Source organism: Streptomyces sp. GL_140 (genome assembly GCF_057834465.1).
Genome location: NZ_CM174404.1, coordinates 5,722,797 through 5,738,708, shown reverse-complemented (window position 1 = coordinate 5,738,708; position 15,912 = coordinate 5,722,797). Strand labels below are relative to the sequence as shown.

13 protein-coding genes are annotated in these 15,912 nt (G+C 70.7%); all 13 read right to left on the bottom strand.

What is annotated here, in order from left to right; all coding sequences use genetic code 11:
• Nucleotides 1-31: 31 nt before the first annotated feature.
• On the bottom strand, nt 32-1,354 hold the full coding sequence (locus AC3IYJ_RS26645) for an MraY family glycosyltransferase (protein WP_489397258.1): 1,323 nt from the start codon (nt 1,352-1,354) through the stop codon (nt 32-34).
• Nucleotides 1,355-1,471: 117 nt separating this feature from the next.
• The gene (gene glyA / locus AC3IYJ_RS26640; RefSeq protein WP_489397257.1) at nt 1,472-2,704 is read right to left on the bottom strand and encodes a serine hydroxymethyltransferase; all 1,233 of its coding nucleotides are present in this window, start codon (nt 2,702-2,704) and stop codon (nt 1,472-1,474) included.
• A gap of 86 nt (nt 2,705-2,790) precedes the next feature.
• Nucleotides 2,791-3,423, bottom strand: a complete 633-nt coding sequence (locus AC3IYJ_RS26635) for an arsenate reductase/protein-tyrosine-phosphatase family protein (RefSeq protein ID WP_384663407.1) — start codon at nt 3,421-3,423, stop codon at nt 2,791-2,793.
• Nucleotides 3,420-4,067 carry an L-threonylcarbamoyladenylate synthase gene (locus AC3IYJ_RS26630; RefSeq protein ID WP_112448421.1) on the bottom strand — a complete coding sequence of 216 codons (648 nt, stop codon included), beginning with the start codon at nt 4,065-4,067 and terminating at the stop codon, nt 3,420-3,422. The genes AC3IYJ_RS26635 and AC3IYJ_RS26630 overlap by 4 nt, the downstream gene beginning before the upstream one ends.
• 55 nt (nt 4,068-4,122) lie before the next feature.
• Nucleotides 4,123-4,968, bottom strand: coding sequence for a peptide chain release factor N(5)-glutamine methyltransferase (gene prmC, locus AC3IYJ_RS26625; protein WP_489397256.1), 846 nt, complete (start codon nt 4,966-4,968; stop codon nt 4,123-4,125).
• Between the two features lie 95 nt (nt 4,969-5,063).
• On the bottom strand, nt 5,064-6,143 hold the full coding sequence (gene prfA / locus AC3IYJ_RS26620; protein WP_489397255.1) for a peptide chain release factor 1: 1,080 nt from the start codon (nt 6,141-6,143) through the stop codon (nt 5,064-5,066).
• A 111-nt stretch (nt 6,144-6,254) separates the two neighbouring features.
• On the bottom strand, nt 6,255-6,470 hold the full coding sequence (rpmE, locus tag AC3IYJ_RS26615; protein ID WP_112448418.1) for a 50S ribosomal protein L31: 216 nt from the start codon (nt 6,468-6,470) through the stop codon (nt 6,255-6,257).
• A 199-nt stretch (nt 6,471-6,669) separates the two neighbouring features.
• Complete coding sequence (locus AC3IYJ_RS26610) at nt 6,670-7,776, bottom strand: LCP family protein (protein ID WP_489397254.1); 1,107 nt, start codon at nt 7,774-7,776, stop codon at nt 6,670-6,672.
• A 336-nt stretch (nt 7,777-8,112) separates the two neighbouring features.
• Nucleotides 8,113-10,227 (bottom strand): transcription termination factor Rho, encoded by a 2,115-nt coding sequence (rho, locus tag AC3IYJ_RS26605; protein ID WP_489397253.1) that lies wholly within the window; start codon nt 10,225-10,227, stop codon nt 8,113-8,115.
• Nucleotides 10,228-10,693: 466 nt separating this feature from the next.
• Entirely contained in the window at nt 10,694-11,620 is a 927-nt protein-coding gene (gene thrB / locus AC3IYJ_RS26600; RefSeq protein WP_489397252.1) for a homoserine kinase, read from the bottom strand.
• Between the two features lie 346 nt (nt 11,621-11,966).
• Nucleotides 11,967-13,037 (bottom strand): threonine synthase, encoded by a 1,071-nt coding sequence (thrC, locus tag AC3IYJ_RS26595; RefSeq protein WP_489397251.1) that lies wholly within the window; start codon nt 13,035-13,037, stop codon nt 11,967-11,969.
• A gap of 6 nt (nt 13,038-13,043) precedes the next feature.
• A complete protein-coding gene (locus tag AC3IYJ_RS26590) occupies nt 13,044-14,333 on the bottom strand; it encodes a homoserine dehydrogenase (RefSeq protein WP_489402938.1) in 1,290 nt (429 codons plus the stop codon).
• Between the two features lie 161 nt (nt 14,334-14,494).
• Nucleotides 14,495-15,886: a diaminopimelate decarboxylase gene (lysA, locus tag AC3IYJ_RS26585; RefSeq protein WP_489397250.1), complete on the bottom strand. Its 1,392-nt coding sequence runs from the start codon at nt 15,884-15,886 to the stop codon at nt 14,495-14,497.
• Nucleotides 15,887-15,912 lie beyond the last annotated feature (26 nt).

Genomic DNA, 15,912 nt, shown 5'->3' with positions numbered 1-15,912 from the left:
GGACGTTCATGTCCGACATGTACTCAGCGCGTCAGCGCGAGGACTCGGCCTTACGCCGGTCGGGGAAGCGCGAACGGGGGCCCACCGCGGTCGCTCCGTTGACGCCGGACACCCCGGCCGCGATCGGCCGCACCGGCTCCGGCTCGACGGCGGAGGCGTCCTGGAGGGCGGCCTCGGCGGCGCGTTCCGCGTGCCGGTAGCGCGGCGGTACCAGTCGCTCCGCCCACTGCGGGGCCCTCGGGGTGAAGCGCGGCAGCAGGAGCAGGAGCAGGCCCACGGCGCTCAGGGCGGCGATCGCGAGCACGATCCACATCGAGGTGGAGTGCACCGAGTACGCCACCGCGCCGAAGGCGATCAGTCCTGACCAGAAGTACATGATGAGCACCGCGCGGCTGTGCGAATGCCCGAGCTCCAGGAGCCGGTGGTGGAGGTGTCCGCGGTCCGCCGCGAACGGGGACTGCCCCTTCCAGGTGCGCCGCACGATGGCCAGGACCAGGTCCGCCATCGGGATCGCGATGATCGTCAGGGGCAGGATCAGCGGGATGAAGACCGGCAGCATCGCGTGCGTCGCGTTGCGCTCGCCGCCCACGAAGAGCGCCATCGCGTCCGGGTCGACCTGCCCGCTGATGGAGATGGCGGCGGCGGCCAGCACCAGGCCGATGAGCATCGAGCCGGAGTCCCCCATGAAGATCCGGGCCGGGTGCATGTTGTGCGGCAGGAAGCCCAGGCACATGCCCATCAGGATCGCGGCGAAGAGGGTCGCGGGCGCCGCCGCCTCGATCCCGTAGCCGAACCAGATCCGGTACGCGTAGAGGAAGAAGGCGCAGGCCGCGATGCAGACCATGCCGGCGGCGAGGCCGTCCAGGCCGTCCACGAAGTTCACCGCGTTGATGGTGATCACGACGAGGGCCACGGTGAGCAGGTTGCCCTGCCACGGGGTGAGGGCGACCGTGCCGATCCACGGCACCGGGATCCACAGGATGGTCAGGCCCTGCATGCACATCACGCCGGCGGAGATCATCTGCGCGCCGAGCTTGATCAGGGCGTCGAGCTCGAACTTGTCGTCGAGCACTCCGACCAGCCAGATCAGGGCCGCACCGGAGAGCAGGGCCCGCGGCTCGTTCGACAGCTCGAAGACACCGTTGAGGTTCTGCAGGTGGTCCGCGACCAGCAGGCCGGCGCACAGTCCGCCGAACATCGCGATGCCGCCGAGCCGCGGAGTGGGCTCGCGGTGCACGTCGCGGGCGCGGATCTCCGGCATGGCGCCGACCGCGATCGCGAACTTCCGCACGGGCCCGGTGAGTAGATAAGTCACCGCGACCGTGACGCAAAGCGTCAGCAGATATTCACGCACGGGCTGCCCCAGATGTATCGCCGGCCATCTCAGCCCCACACACTAGCTGCGATGTACTCGCTGTCGGGGACGCGCGGGGGCGGTATCCCGGTTCCGGCACCTCCCCCTTGTCCCTACTTAAACCCCATACGGTGGAAAACCGGCCACCATTTCGTTGACGTCCCTACGGATCTTCGCGGGCTCCCCGCCCGCCAGCGCCGCTGTGAACAGTGCGGCGATCGTGCCCATCTCCTGCTCCCCCATCCCCTGCGTGGTCACGGCCGCGGTGCCGAGCCGGATGCCGCGCCGGTCCCCGTAGGGCAGGGCGCAGGTGTCCAGCACGATGCCGGCGGCGGCGAGCCTGCCCCGGGCGGCCGGACCGTCGATGCCCAGCGGCGAGGGGTCGGCGGTGATCAGGTGGGTGTCGGTGCCACCGGTGGTGATCTCGAACCCGCGGGCGGCCAGGGCGTCGGCCAGGGCGCGCGCGTTGGCGACCACCCGGTGGGCGTACGAGGTGAACGCGGGCCCCGCGGCCTCGCCGAAGGCCACCGCCTTGGCGGCGATGGTGTGCATCTGGGCGCCGCCCTGGGTGAAGGGGAACACCGCCCGGTCGATCCGCTCGGCGAACTCCTGGCCGCACAGGATCATCCCGCCGCGCGGGCCCCGGAGCACCTTGTGGGTGGTGGCGCACACGATGTCCGCGTAGGGCACGGGACTGGGCGCGGCCCCGCCGGCGACCAGCCCGATCGGGTGGGCGGCGTCGGCGATGAAGAAGGCCCCCACCTCGTCGGCGATCTGCCGGAAGACGGAGTACTCCGGGTGACGGGGGTAGGAGATGGATCCGCACACGATGGCCTTGGGCCGGTGGGTGTGCGCGAGCTCCTGCAGCTGCCCGTAGTCGATGAGCCCGGTCTCGGAGTCCACCCCGTAGGCGACGAAGTCGAACCAGCGTCCGGAGAAGTTGGCGGGCGAACCGTGTGTGAGGTGCCCCCCGGAGGGCAGCCCCATGGCCAGCACGGTGTCCCCGGGCCGCAGCAGCGCCGCGTACGCGGCCAGCACCGCGGCGGAGCCGGAGTGCGGCTGCACATTGGCGTGCTCGGCCCCGAAGAGGGCGCAGGCCCGTTCGACGGCGATCCGCTCGGCGAGGTCGGCGTACTCGCAGCCGCCGTGGTGGCGGGCGCCGGGGTAGCCCTCGGCGTACTTGTTGGCGAGCACCGACCCGAGTGCGGTGAGCACGGCGGGAGAGGTGAAGTTCTCGGCGGCGATCAGCTGCAGGGAGCCCGCCTGCCGCTGCGCCTCGCCGGCGAGCACGTCCGCCAACTGGGGATCCTGCTGGCGCAGCAGGTCCATCGGCTCGGTGATGACGCTCATGGCGCGACTCCAGGGGGTACCGCGTACCGGGTACCAGCCACTGTAGGCCGCTGCCGCGCATCGCGCCTCGCGGCGGGCCGCGAGGGTCAGCGGGAAGCCGTGACGCCCGTCAGGGCCGTGACCACGGGGTCCAGCGCCTGGTTGATCTCGTCGCCGATCGACCGGAAGAAGGTGATCGGCGCCCCGTACGGGTCGTACACCTCGTCCGCGTCCGGGGACGGCGCGAGCAGCCACCCGCGTAGAGCCGCGGCGGCCCGGACCAGCGCCCGTGCCCGCTCCGCCATGCCGTCTTCCAGCGGCGGCAGCGTCGCCGGGTCTATCGCCCGGACCAGCCGGGTGAACTCCTTCAGCGTGAAGGTCCGCAGTCCTGCGGAGTGCCCCATGGAGATGACCTGTGCCCGGTGGTCCCGGGTGGCGGTCAGCACCAGGTCCGCCCGTATGACGTGCTCGTCCAGCAGCTCGCGCCCGGTGAAACCGGACGCGTCCGCTCCGAAGTCGGCCAGCACCGCGGCGGCGTTGGCCTCCATCGGGGCACCCTCGTGCCCCCACGTGCCGGCGCTCTCGACGATGAGATCCCCGGTGACGAGGCCGCCCAGCCGGTGCGACAGCGCATGCCGCGTCAGCCGCTCGGTGATGGGCGAGCGGCACACGTTGCCCGTGCTGACGTGGAGTATGCGGAAGGTGCTGTCCCCGGCTATGCCACGCCCCTCAGGGCTCACGGGGCCACCTCTAGGTCGGGTACGACCTCCCGCAGCTGCTCGGCGGTCAGCGCCCCCTCGCGCAGCAGGACGGGAACCTTCCCGGTGACGTCGACGATCGACGACGGCTGGATGCCCGGAGTCGGTCCGCCGTCCAGGTACACGGACACGGAGTCGCCCAGCATCTCGCGCGCCGCGTCGCAGTCCTCCGGCGCCGGGTGCCCGGTCAGGTTCGCCGAGGACACCGCCATCGGGCCGACCTCGGTCAGCAGCTCGATCGCGACGGGGTGCAGGGGCATGCGTACGGCCACCGTCCCGCCGGTCTCGCCCAGGTCCCAGGCCAGCGAGGGCTGGTGCTTGGCGACGAGCGTCAGCGCGCCCGGCCAGAAGGCGTCGACGAGCTCCCACGCCTGCTCGGAGAAGTCCGTGACCAGGCCGTGGAGGGTGTTCGGGGAGCCGATGAGCACGGGGGTGGGCATGTTGCGGCCGCGCCCCTTGGCTGCGAGCAGGTCACCGACGGCCTCGGCGCTGAAGGCGTCCGCACCGATCCCGTACAGGGTGTCGGTGGGCAGCACGACGAGCTCGCCGCGGCGCACTGCGGATGCGGCTTCGCGCAGGCCCGTCTTGCGGTCCGTCGCGTCGTTGCAGTCGTATCGCCGGGCCATCAGCGGGCCTCCTCGTGCAGCAGGGTGATGTCGGGCTTCCGCGCGGTCGTGCCGGTCACGGCATGGCCTTGCGGGCGGTCGCGAAGCGCGGCCGGTTGTTGAGGTCGGGGTGGTCGGCGGCGTCGGCCCAGCCCCGCTCCTCGGCGAAGATCCACGGGACCTGGCCGCCCTGGGTGTCGGCGTGCTCGATGACCACGATGCCGCCGGGCCGCAGCAGGCGGTGGGCGGTGCGCTCGATGCCGCGGATGGTGTCGAGGCCGTCCTCGCCGGAGAAGAGCGCCATCTCGGGGTCGTGGTCCCGGGCCTCCGGGGCCACGTACTCCCACTCGGTGAGCGGGATGTACGGCGGGTTGGAGATGACCAGGTCGACCTGTCCGTCCAGCTCCGGCAGTGCGCTGAGCGCGTTGCCCTGGTGGACGGTGACCCGGGAGCCCTCGGCGTTCTTGCGGGTCCACTGCAGGGCGTCCTCGGACAGCTCCACGGCGTGCACGCGCGAACGCGGGACCTCCTGCGCCATGGCGAGCGCGATGGCGCCCGATCCGGTGCACAGGTCCACGATCAGCGGCTCGACGACGTCCATCGCCCGGACGGCCTGTATGGCCCAGTCCACGACCGACTCGGTCTCGGGCCGGGGCACGAACACCCCGGGCCCGACCTGGAGCTCCAGGTACCGGAAGAAGGCACGGCCGGTGATGTGTTGGAGCGGCTCGCGCGCCTCGCGGCGGGCTACCGCCTCCCAGTAGCGGGCGTCGAAGTCCGCGTCCTTGACGTGGTGCAGTTCCCCCCGTTTGACGCCGTGCACGAAGGCCGCGAGCTCCTCCGCGTCGAAGCGCGGTGAGGGCACGCCGGCGGCGGCCAGCCGCTGAGTGGCCTGGGCCACCTCGGCAAGCAGCAAGTTCACGCTGGTCCTCCGGGCTGCTGTCGTACGGGGTTCGGTGCGGGGGGGGTCCTGCAGGGGTACTGCGCGCGGGCAGGTCGGCCCGCGTCACGCACGGGTCAGTGCGCGGACGCCAGCTTGGCGGCGGAATCCGTGTCGACACAGGCCTGGATGACCGGGTCGAGGTCCCCGTCGAGCACCTGGTCCAAGTTGTACGCCTTGAAGCCCGTCCGGTGGTCCGAGATCCGGTTTTCCGGGTAGTTGTACGTACGGATCTTCTCGGAGCGGTCCACGGAGCGCACCTGGCTGCGGCGCACGTCGGAGGCCTCCTGCTCGGCGGCTTCCTGGGCGGCGGCCAGCAGGCGCGAGCGCAGGATGCGCATCGCCTGCTCCTTGTTCTGGAGCTGGCTCTTCTCGTTCTGGCAGGAGGCCACCACACCGGTCGGGATGTGCGTGATGCGCACGGCCGAGTCGGTGGTGTTGACGGACTGGCCGCCGGGGCCCGAGGAGCGGTACACGTCGATGCGGAGGTCGTTCATGTTGACCTCGACCTCGACCTCCTCGGCTTCCGGGGTGACGAGCACGCCGGCGGCGGAGGTGTGGATGCGGCCCTGGGACTCGGTGGCCGGAACGCGCTGGACGCGGTGCACGCCGCCCTCGTACTTCAGGCGGGCCCAGACGCCCTGGCCGGGCTCGGTGGCACCGTTGCCGCCCTTGGTGCGGACGGAGACCTGGACGTCCTTGTAGCCGCCGAGCTCGGACTCGGTGGCGTCGATGATCTCGGTCTTCCAGCCCACGCGCTCGGCGTAGCGCAGGTACATGCGCAGCAGGTCGCCGGCGAACAGGGCCGACTCGTCGCCGCCCGCGCCCGCCTTGACCTCGAGGAGCACGTCCTTGTCGTCGCTGGGGTCGCGCGGTACGAGCAGCAGGCGGAGCTTCTCGGTGAGCTCCTCGCGCTGTGCGCTCAGTACCTTGACCTCGGCCGCGAAGTCCGGGTCGTCGGCCGCGAACTCCTTCGCCGTCTCGATGTCCTCGGCGGACTGCTTCCAGGCACGGAAGGTCGCGACGATCGGGGTCAGCTCCGCGTAGCGCTTGTTGAGCTTGCGCGCGTTGGCCTGATCCGAGTGGACCGAAGGGTCGGCGAGCTTCTTCTCAAGATCGGCGTGCTCGCCGATCAGTTCCTCGACCGCCTCGAACATCGGGGGCTCCTGATGGTGAAAGTGAAGAAAAGGGCTGCGGGACGAGAAAGGCGCCGGCCCGGCTGCCCCCGTAGCAACAGGGTGCAGCCGGAAACCGGCGCCGGAGGCTCGCTACTTCTGTGCAGCCTTGCCGAAGCGGGCCTCGAAGCGGGCCACGCGGCCACCGGTGTCGAGGATCTTCTGCTTGCCCGTGTAGAACGGGTGGCACTCGGAGCAGACCTCGGCTCGGATGGAGCCCTCGGTCAGGGTGCTACGGGTGGTGAACGACGCGCCACAGGTGCAGCTGACCTGGGTCTCGACGTACTGGGGGTGAACATCGCGCTTCAAGGTGTCTCCTAGATTCGGGAGGGCGCCGGGTCGCAGGAGCCGAATTGCGCGCTGCGTGAACCGGGGCCGACAGACCAGTCTGCCAGGACCGGGCTGCCTGTCAAAATTCTGAGGACGCCTCCCTCAACGGCAGGGCCCCACGAACTATTCCGCGCCCGGACTCGACCCCCGTGACCAGGCGTTTCGCCGGTCCGGCCGACTACTGGACGATCGAGCCGACCGCGCCCTTGTCGCCGGCCGAGTTCGCGGTGGCCTCGGCGGGAACCGGCCGGTCGGCCAGGAGGGCGTCCCACACCATCTTGGACTCCTTGGTGAGCGGGACCACGCGGTTGGGGTCGCGGACGTCCCCGGTCACCGGCAGGGTGATCATCTGCATGCTGTCGGGGCCGATGCCCTGGAGGCTCTGGGCGAAGCCCATGAGGGACTTCACGTCGCCGAGCGCCTTGTCGGTGGTGAGCGCCTTGGTCGCGGAGTCGGCTATGTCGAAGAGCTTCTTCGGGTTGTCGAAGACGCCGATGGACTTGACCTGCTTGATCAGGGCCTTGATGAAGGCCTGCTGGAGCTGTATTCGGCCGAGGTCGCCGCCGTCGCCGACGCCGTGGCGGGTCCGGACGAGGCCGAGGGCCTGCTCTCCGTTCAGCCTGTTGGCACCGGCCGGCAGATCGAGGTGGCTGTAGTTGTCCTTGATCGGCTTGCTCGTGGTCACCTCGACACCGCCGAGGGTGTCGATGATCTTCTTGAAGCCCGTGAAGTCGACTTCCAGGTAGTGATCCATGCGGATCCCCGACATCTTCTCCACCGTCGCGACCGCGCAGACCGCCCCGCCGACCGTGTACGACTCGTTGAACATCCGGCGCGGGCCGCCCGGGTCCGTCCTGCCGTTCGACGTCTTGCAGGCGGGCCTGGTCACCAGGGTGTCGCGCGGTATCGATACGACGGTGGCCTTGCTGTGGCCCGCGTTCAGGTGGACGAGCATCGCGGTGTCGGAGCGGGCGGAGCCGCCGTCGTCGTGGCCGTACTCGCTGTTGGCGCCGCCGCGCGAGTCGGAGCCGAGGACGAGTATGTCCATGGAGCCGTTGTCCACGTTCTCGGGACGGTTCTTGCCGAGGGCCGCGTTGATGTCGACCGTCTTCAGGTTCCCGTTGAGCTTGAAGTAGAAGTAGCCGAGCCCTGCCCCGCCCAGGACGACCACTCCGGCAGCGGTCCACGCGACGACGGCGACGGCCTTGCGGCGCTTGGCCGGCTTCCGCCGTCGCCGGCCGCCCGCGGCGGCCCTGCGGCCGCCGCTCCTGTTGTCCTGGCTCATGCTTTCTCTGCCTGCCTGTCCTCGGCTCGGTGCGAATCGGTTCCCCGTTCCCCCTGACACAGACGGACGGACGTCTTCAAGGGTTCCACGCCCGTTTCGGGGCCGGAACCGCTCCCCCGAAGGGGACGGAACCGAATAAACATCGCGTAATGCCGCCCCTACCTGCGGTTTCCCTCCGCGGCGCGGAGTGGCTCCGGGGGCCGAGCCGGGTACGGAGTGTGGCCAAGGTCGCACCCGCGCACGCGGCCCCGTAGGCCTGCCCCGCGGAAAACGCGACCGCCCCCGTCGCGGGTGCGGCGGGGGCGGTCGGGTTCAGGCAGGTGCTACGAGGAGACCTCAGTCGTCGTTCTTGCCGCCGGGGGTCGTCTTCGCGATCTGCATGAGGAACTCGGCGTTCGACTTCGTCTGCTTCATCTTGTCGAGGAGCAGCTCGATGGCCTGCTGCGAGTCGAGCGCGTGCAGCACCCGGCGGAGCTTCCAGACGATGGCGAGCTCCTCGCTGTTGAGGAGGATCTCCTCCTTGCGGGTGCCCGAGGGGTCCACATCCACGGCCGGGAAGATGCGCTTGTCGGCGAGCTTCCGGTCGAGCTTGAGCTCCATGTTGCCGGTGCCCTTGAACTCCTCGAAGATCACCTCGTCCATGCGCGAGCCGGTGTCGACCAGCGCGGTGGCCAGGATGGTCAGCGAGCCGCCGTCCTCGATGTTGCGCGCGGCACCGAAGAAGCGCTTCGGCGGGTACAGCGCGGTCGAGTCGACACCACCGGACAGGATGCGGCCGGAGGCGGGGGCGGCGAGGTTGTACGCACGTCCCAGGCGGGTGATGGAGTCCAGCAGGACGACCACGTCGTGGCCGAGCTCGACGAGACGCTTGGCGCGCTCGATGGCCAGCTCGGCGACGGTGGTGTGGTCCTCGGCCGGGCGGTCGAAGGTCGAGGAGATGACCTCGCCCTTCACCGACCGCTGCATGTCGGTGACCTCTTCCGGACGCTCGTCGACCAGGACGACCATCAGGTGGCACTCGGGGTTGTTGACCGTGATCGCGTTGGCGATCGCCTGCATGATCATGGTCTTACCGGTCTTCGGCGGGGCCACGATCAGACCGCGCTGGCCCTTACCGATCGGCGACACGAGGTCGATGATGCGGGTGGTCAGCACGCCCGGGTCGGTCTCCAGACGGAGCCGGTCCTGCGGGTAGAGCGGAGTCAGCTTCTGGAACTCCGGGCGGCCGCGGCCGGATTCGGGCGCCATGCCGTTGACGGAGTCCAGGCGGACGAGCGCGTTGAACTTCTCGCGGCGCTCGCCGTCCTTGGGCTGACGGACCGCACCGGTGGTGTGGTCACCCTTGCGCAGCCCGGCCTTGCGGACCTGGGCGAGGGAGACGTACACGTCGTTCGGGCCGGGCAGGTAGCCCGAGGTCCGGATGAACGCGTAGTTGTCGAGGATGTCCAGGATGCCGGCGACGGGGATCAGGACGTCGTCGTCGGCGACCGGGGTCTCCGCCGGCGCGAACTCGTCGCGGCCACGACGGCCACGACGGTCGCGGTAGCGGCCACGACGGCCGCGACGGCCGTCCTCGTCGAAGTCGTCCTGCGGGCCGTTGTCCTGACGGTCCCGGTCCTGACGACCGCCCTGCTGGCCCTGGCCCTGGCCGCGGCCGCCCTGCTGCTGACGGTCCTGACGGTCGGTCCGGTCCTGCCGACCGCCGCCCTGGCCCTGACCGGCCTGGCCGGACTGGCCCGCCTGGGCCTGGCCCTGACCCTGGCCGCCCTGAGCCTGGCCGCCCTGGCCCTGCTCGTCGGCCTTGGGACCGCGGTCGCGGCGCTCACGGCGCTCGCCACGGTCGTTGCCGCGCTCACGGCGGTCGCGACGGCCGCGGCCTTCGCCTTCCTGGGCCTGCGCCTGGCCGGAGACGGCGGTGGCGGCCTCGACCTTGACCTCGGCCTGGGCGGCCGGAGCGGTCTCGGTCTTCTGCTCGACCTGCACGACGGCGGCGGGGGCCGAGCTCTCGGGGCTGCCCGAGGGGGCGGTCGCACGACGGCGGCGGCGCTCGCCGACCGGGGCGTCGTCACTGGCCGGCTGGCCCGGGATGTCGATCTGCGCCTGGGTGGCGGTCTTCTCGGCGGGGGCCTCGGCGGCCTCGCCCGTACGGGCCTTGCTGGTGGCGCGGCGCTTCGGCTTGGCCTCGGCGGCAGTGTCGGCGGGCGCGGAGGCCGCTGCCTTGGGGGCGCTGCTGCCCGCCTGCGCCTCCTTGATGACCTCGATCAGCTGGCCCTTGCGCATCCGCGCGGTGCCCCTGATGCCGAGGCCCGACGCGACCTGCTGCAGCTCGGCCAGGACCATGCCATCGAGGCCGGTGCCGGAGCGGCGACGCTTGGTCGCGGCGCCCGCGGCGGGGGCACTGGTGTCGACATTGGTGTCGGCAGCGCCCATCAGATCGGTGGTGTCGCTCACGAAGGGTCCTTCCCTGGAGCGGACGTCGGCCTGTCTGGCTCGGCGACCGGTTGTGCTGTCCGACGACAGTCCATTACCTGATGGGGCATGGGCTGCAGCCGGGGCGGTGGTCCGCCCGTATAGATACGGCGGAGAGAAACGTGCATGTGCATGGGTGGTTCCGGCGAGAAGCCCCCGAGCTGGAAGCGTGGGAATGTCACGCCGATTCCGGAGCGTGCTCGAAACTGCTGGCAGCGATCAAAGCAGTCGGGGAGGCTCCCGGAAGAAAGGTGGTCCCTGATAGGGACACTGAGCACCAAGCCATGGCGGCTTCGGATGCGCACTTGAGACTAACACTACCGGATCCAACAGATATTCCCCCTCTCAATCACCGGCAATCGCGCCCTTCCGCGCGGGCGGCCTGCCCGGGCCGCCTGCACCCGGGAGCCGGCGGTGGGCTTCCCTCGCCCACCGCCCGCGGCAACTCTCAGCCGCCCTGAGTTCCCAGCGGAAGTACGCTCGCGCCCGCGGCGTCGAGGGCGAGCCGGTTCGCGGCCCACCCCTCGCCCGCGAGCTGCGCGACCTTGTCGGCCGCGCCGTTGTCGACCAGCGCCAGGACCGTGGGGCCCGCGCCGGAGATGACCGCGGGAATGCCGTCCGCCCGCAGCCGGGCCACGAGCGCCACGCTCTCGGGCATCGCCGGGGACCGGTAATCCTGGTGGAGTCGGTCCTCGGTGGCCGGCAGCAGGAACTCGGGACGCCTGGTCAGGGCCTCCACGAGCAGGGCCGCACGGCCCGCGTTGACGGCCGCGTCCACGTGCGGGACGGTGCGCGGCAGCAGGCCGCGCGCGGTCTCCGTCAGGACCGGCTTGGAAGGTACGAAGACCACCGGAACGATGGAATCGGCGGGCTCCATGCGGATCGCCTTGGCGCTGCCGCCGTCCATCCACGCGAGGGTGAAACCGCCGAGCAGACAGGCGGCGACGTTGTCGGGGTGGCCCTCGATCTCGGTGGCGAGCTCCAGCAGCGCCGCGTCGTCGAGCTTGGCCTCTCCGCCTATGGTCACGGCGCGGGCGGCGACGATGCCCGCACAGATTGCGGCGGAGGAGGACCCCAGGCCGCGGCCGTGCGGGATCCGGTTGGCGCAGACCACCTCGAGGCCGCGCGGCTGGCCGCCCAGCAGGTCGAAGGCGGTACGCATGGAACGTACGAGGAGGTGGCTCTCGTCCCGCGGAAGGGTGTCGGCACCCTCGCCCGCGATGTCGATGTTGAGGCCGGAATCGGCCACGCGGACGACGACATCGTCGTAGAGCCCCAGGGCCAGGCCCAGGGCGTCGAAGCCCGGGCCGAGATTGGCACTGCTGGCGGGGACGCGCACCCGTACGGCGGCGGCGCGGAACGCTGGACCGGCCATCGTCCGATGACACTCCTTGTGACTGTGCGAGACGAGATATTCGCTGGCTCGCTGTGAATGTACTGGAGAACGTACGACACCCGAAGGCCCTGTGGGCAGCACCGCGGACATATGCGCGGCGGCGGATGTAAGTACAGCCTATCGAAGGAAGGTTCTTCTCCGACATAGGGCGCACGGCAGGCGCACGACGCGTGTCGCGGACACGCGTGGGCGCGGCCGGGCTTCTTGCGGGGTTATCCGTGCCGTACGGCCCGAGTTGCCGGATTCCTCAGCCTTCGAAAGACTTCCGGAATCCGGCAACTCGGCCACTACGGGTACTGCCGTGCTCCTGGGCCGCGCTACCGGCTCAGACGAGTCCGAGGCGCACGGCGGCGGCCTCGGCGTCGACCGGGATGGTGATCGGCTGCGGAGCGCCGGCGACCGCCCAGTCGGGGTCCTTCAGGCCGTTGCCGGTGACCGTGCAGACGATCTTCTGGCCGGGGTCGACCAGTCCGAGCTCGGCGGCCTTGAGCAGGCCGGCGACCGAAGCGGCCGAGGCAGGCTCGACGAAGACGCCCTCCTGGGCGGCCAACAGGCGGTAGGCGGACAGGATCTGGCGGTCCGTCACCTCGTCGATGAAGCCGCCCGACTCGTCCCGGGCCGCCAGGGCGTAGTCCCAGGAGGCCGGGTTGCCGATCCGGATCGCGGTGGCGATGGTGTGCGGCTCCTTGACGACCTCGCCGCGCACGATGGGCGCGGACCCGGAGGCCTGGAAACCCCACACGCGGGGCGTACGGGAGGCCAGGCCGTCGGCCTTGTACTCCTTGAAGCCCTTCCAGTACGCGGTGATGTTGCCGGCGTTGCCCACGGGCAGCACGTGGATGTCGGGGGCGTCGCCGAGCGCGTCCACGATCTCGAACGCGGCCGTCTTCTGGCCCTCGATGCGCACCGGGTTGACCGAATTGACCAGCGCCACCGGGTAGTTGTCGGACAGCGCGCGGGCGAGGTCGAGGCAGTCGTCGAAGTTGCCGTCGACCTGCAGGATCTTGGCGCCGTGGATCAGGGCCTGGCCCATCTTGCCCAGCGCGATCTTGCCGCGGGGCACGAGGACTGCGGAGACCATCCCGGCGCGCACCGCGTAGGCGGCGGCGGAGGCCGAGGTGTTGCCCGTGGAGGCGCAGATGACGGCCTTGGCGCCGTCCTCCTTGGCCTTGGTGATCGCCATGGTCATGCCGCGGTCCTTGAAGGACCCCGTGGGGTTCGCGCCCTCGACCTTGAGGTGTACCTCGCAGCCGAGGCGCTCGGAGAGCACCTGCGCGGGGACGAGGGGAGTGCCGCCCTCGCGGAGCGTGACCACGGGAGTCGCATCCGTCACCGGCAGGCGGTCCCGGTACTCCTCGATGATGCCGCGCCACTGATGGGTGCGATTGCTGGTCATGGGTCCTTACTCCCCTTCAACACGCATGATGCTGGCCACACCGCGGACGGTGTCCAGCTTCCGCAGCGCCTCGACGGTCCCGGAGAGGGCGGCGTCGGGGGCACGGTGAGTGACGACGACGAGGGAGGCCTCGCCGTCCTTGCCCTGCTGGCGGACGGTGTCGATCGACACCCCGTGCTCGGCGAAGGTGGTCGCCACCTGGGCGAGGACGCCCGGCTTGTCCGCCACATCGAGGCTGATGTGGTAGCGGGTGACGACCTCGCCCATGGCACTGACCGGCAGCTGGGTGTACGCGGACTCGCCCGGCCCCGTTGCCTGGGTGAGCTTGTTGCGGCAGACGGCGACCAGGTCGCCGAGGACCGCCGACGCGGTCGGCGAACCGCCCGCGCCGGGCCCGTAGAACATGAGCCGCCCGGCGGCCTCCGCCTCGACGAAGACGGCGTTGTACGCCTCGCGGACGGAGGCGAGCGGGTGCGTCAGCGGGATCATCGCGGGGTGGACGCGGGCCGTGACGGACTCGCCGTCGGCGGCGCGCTCCAGGATGGCGAGGAGCTTGATCGTGCAGCCCATCCGCTTGGCGGACGCGAAATCGGCGGCGCTGACCTCGGTCATGCCCTCGCGGTAGACGTCGTCGAGGCGGACCCGGGTGTGGAAGGCGATGCCGGCCAGGATCGCGGCCTTGGCGGCGGCGTCGTAGCCCTCCACGTCGGCGGTCGGGTCGGCCTCGGCGTACCCCAGGGCGGTGGCCTCGTCGAGGGCCTCCTGGTAGCCCGCGCCGGTGGAGTCCATCTTGTCGAGGATGAAGTTCGTCGTGCCGTTGACGATGCCCATCACCCGGTTGATCTTGTCGCCCGCGAGGGACTCGCGCATCGGGCGGACCAGCGGGATGGCGCCGGCGACGGCGGCCTCGTAGTACAGGTCCAGCCCGTTGGCCTCGGCTGCGGCGTGCAGCGCGGCGCCGTCCTGGGCGAGCAGCGCCTTGTTCGCGGAGACGACGGAGATGCCGTGCTCGAAGGCGGTGGTGATCAGGGTGCGGGCCGGCTCGATCCCGCCGATGACCTCGATGGCCACGTCGATGTCGCCGCGTTTGAGCAGGGCGGTCGCATCGGTGGTGATGAGCGCCGGGTCGATGCCCTCGCGCACCTTGGAGGGACGGCGCACGGCCACGCCCGCGATCTCGACGGGCGCGCCGATCCTGGCCGTCAGATCGTCGGCGTGCGTCGTCATGATGCGAGCCACCTCTGAGCCGACCACTCCACAGCCCAGCAGCGCCACCTTCAGCGGACGCGTACGCATCATTCGACCTACGCCTTTCGATCTTCACAGCAGTACCTGGGGAACGGCTTGCACCCCGGGTGTGAACCAGTCTCACTCAATGGACATCAGTTTCCACCCTCGGTCCATTGAGTGAGACACCTATTTGAGGGCCTGGGGGGCTCCCCCCAGAAGAATGCGGATCATCCGAGGTCGAGGCGCAGGAGATCTTCCTCCGTCTCGCGCCGGACGATGACGCGGGCCTGCCCGTCGCGCACCGCGACGACCGGCGGGCGCAGCGCGTGGTTGTAGTTGCTGGCCATCGAACGGCAGTACGCACCGGTCGCGGGCACCGCCAGGAGGTCCCCCGGGGCCAGGTCCGCGGGCAGGAAGGCGTCCTTCACCACGATGTCACCGCTCTCGCAGTGCTTGCCGACGACACGGACGAGCATGGGCTCGGCGTCGGAGGTGCGGGAGACCAGGGTGACCGAGTACTCGGCGTCGTAGAGGGCCGTGCGGATGTTGTCGGACATGCCGCCGTCCACGGAGACGTACGTACGCAGCCCCTCCAGCGGCTTGATCGTGCCGACCTCGTAGAGGGTGAAGGCGGTCGGCCCGACGATGGCCCGTCCGGGTTCGACGGAGATGCGCGGTGCGCGCAGTCCGGCGCTCTCGCACTCGCGGGCGACGATCTCGTGCAGGGCCTTGGCGATCTCGTGGGGCTCGCGCGGGTCGTCCGCGGAGGTGTAGGCGATGCCGAGGCCGCCGCCGAGGTCGATCTCGGGCAGCTCGACCCCGTGCTCGTCGCGCACGGCGGCCAGCAGCCGCACCACGCGCTTCGCGGAGACCTCGAATCCGGCCATGTCGAAGATCTGCGAGCCGATGTGGGAGTGGACGCCGAGCAGCTCCAGGCTGTCGTGGCCCAGCGCGCGCCGTACGGCCTCGGCGGCGGACCCGTCGGCGACGGCGATGCCGAACTTCTGGTCCTCGTGCGCGGTGGCGATGAACTCGTGCGTGTGCGCCTCGACGCCCACCGTCACGCGGATCTGCACGGGCTGGCGCACGCCGAGCTCACGGGCGACGTGCGCGACGCGGGCGATCTCCTGGAAGGAGTCGAGCACGATCCGCCCGACGCCGGCCTCGACGGCCCGGGTGATCTCCGCGGCCGACTTGTTGTTCCCGTGGAAGGCGATCTGCCCCGCGGGCATCCCGGCGGCGAGCGCGGTGGCGAGCTCCCCGCCGGAGCACACGTCCACGTTGAGCCCTTCCTCTCTGAGCCACTTCACGACTGCCTTGGAGAGGAAGGCCTTCCCGGCGTAGAAGACGTCGGCGCCGGGCCCGAAGGCGTGCGCCCAGGCGCGGCACCGCGTCCGGAAGTCCTCCTCGTCCATGAAGTAGGCGGGCGTCCCGAACTCTTCGGCGAGCTTGGTGACTTCGATCCCGCCGACGGTCACGACGCCCTCGTCGTTGCGGCGGACGGTCCGGGCCCAGACCTTTTCGTCCAGCGCGTTGAGGTCGGCGGGCGGCGGGGAGTAGTGCCCCTCGGGCAGGACGTCGGCGTGGCGGGGGCCGGCGGGGTGCGCGGAACGGCTCATCTCGAAATTCTCTCTTCGCAAATCAT

Bases quoted from the DNA above. Each gene is read 5' to 3' on its own strand.
- glyA (WP_489397257.1), bottom strand. From the start codon at position 2,704: ATGAGCGTCATCACCGAGCCGATGGACCTGCTGCGCCAGCAGGATCCC.
- AC3IYJ_RS26630 (WP_112448421.1), bottom strand. From the start codon at position 4,067: ATGGCCCGGCGATACGACTGCAACGACGCGACGGACCGCAAGACGGGC.
- prfA (WP_489397255.1), bottom strand. From the start codon at position 6,143: ATGTTCGAGGCGGTCGAGGAACTGATCGGCGAGCACGCCGATCTTGAG.
- AC3IYJ_RS26610 (WP_489397254.1), bottom strand. From the start codon at position 7,776: ATGAGCCAGGACAACAGGAGCGGCGGCCGCAGGGCCGCCGCGGGCGGC.
- thrB (WP_489397252.1), bottom strand. From the start codon at position 11,620: ATGGCCGGTCCAGCGTTCCGCGCCGCCGCCGTACGGGTGCGCGTCCCC.
- thrC (WP_489397251.1), bottom strand. From the start codon at position 13,037: ATGACCAGCAATCGCACCCATCAGTGGCGCGGCATCATCGAGGAGTAC.
- AC3IYJ_RS26590 (WP_489402938.1), bottom strand. From the start codon at position 14,333: ATGCGTACGCGTCCGCTGAAGGTGGCGCTGCTGGGCTGTGGAGTGGTC.
- lysA (WP_489397250.1), bottom strand. From the start codon at position 15,886: ATGAGCCGTTCCGCGCACCCCGCCGGCCCCCGCCACGCCGACGTCCTG.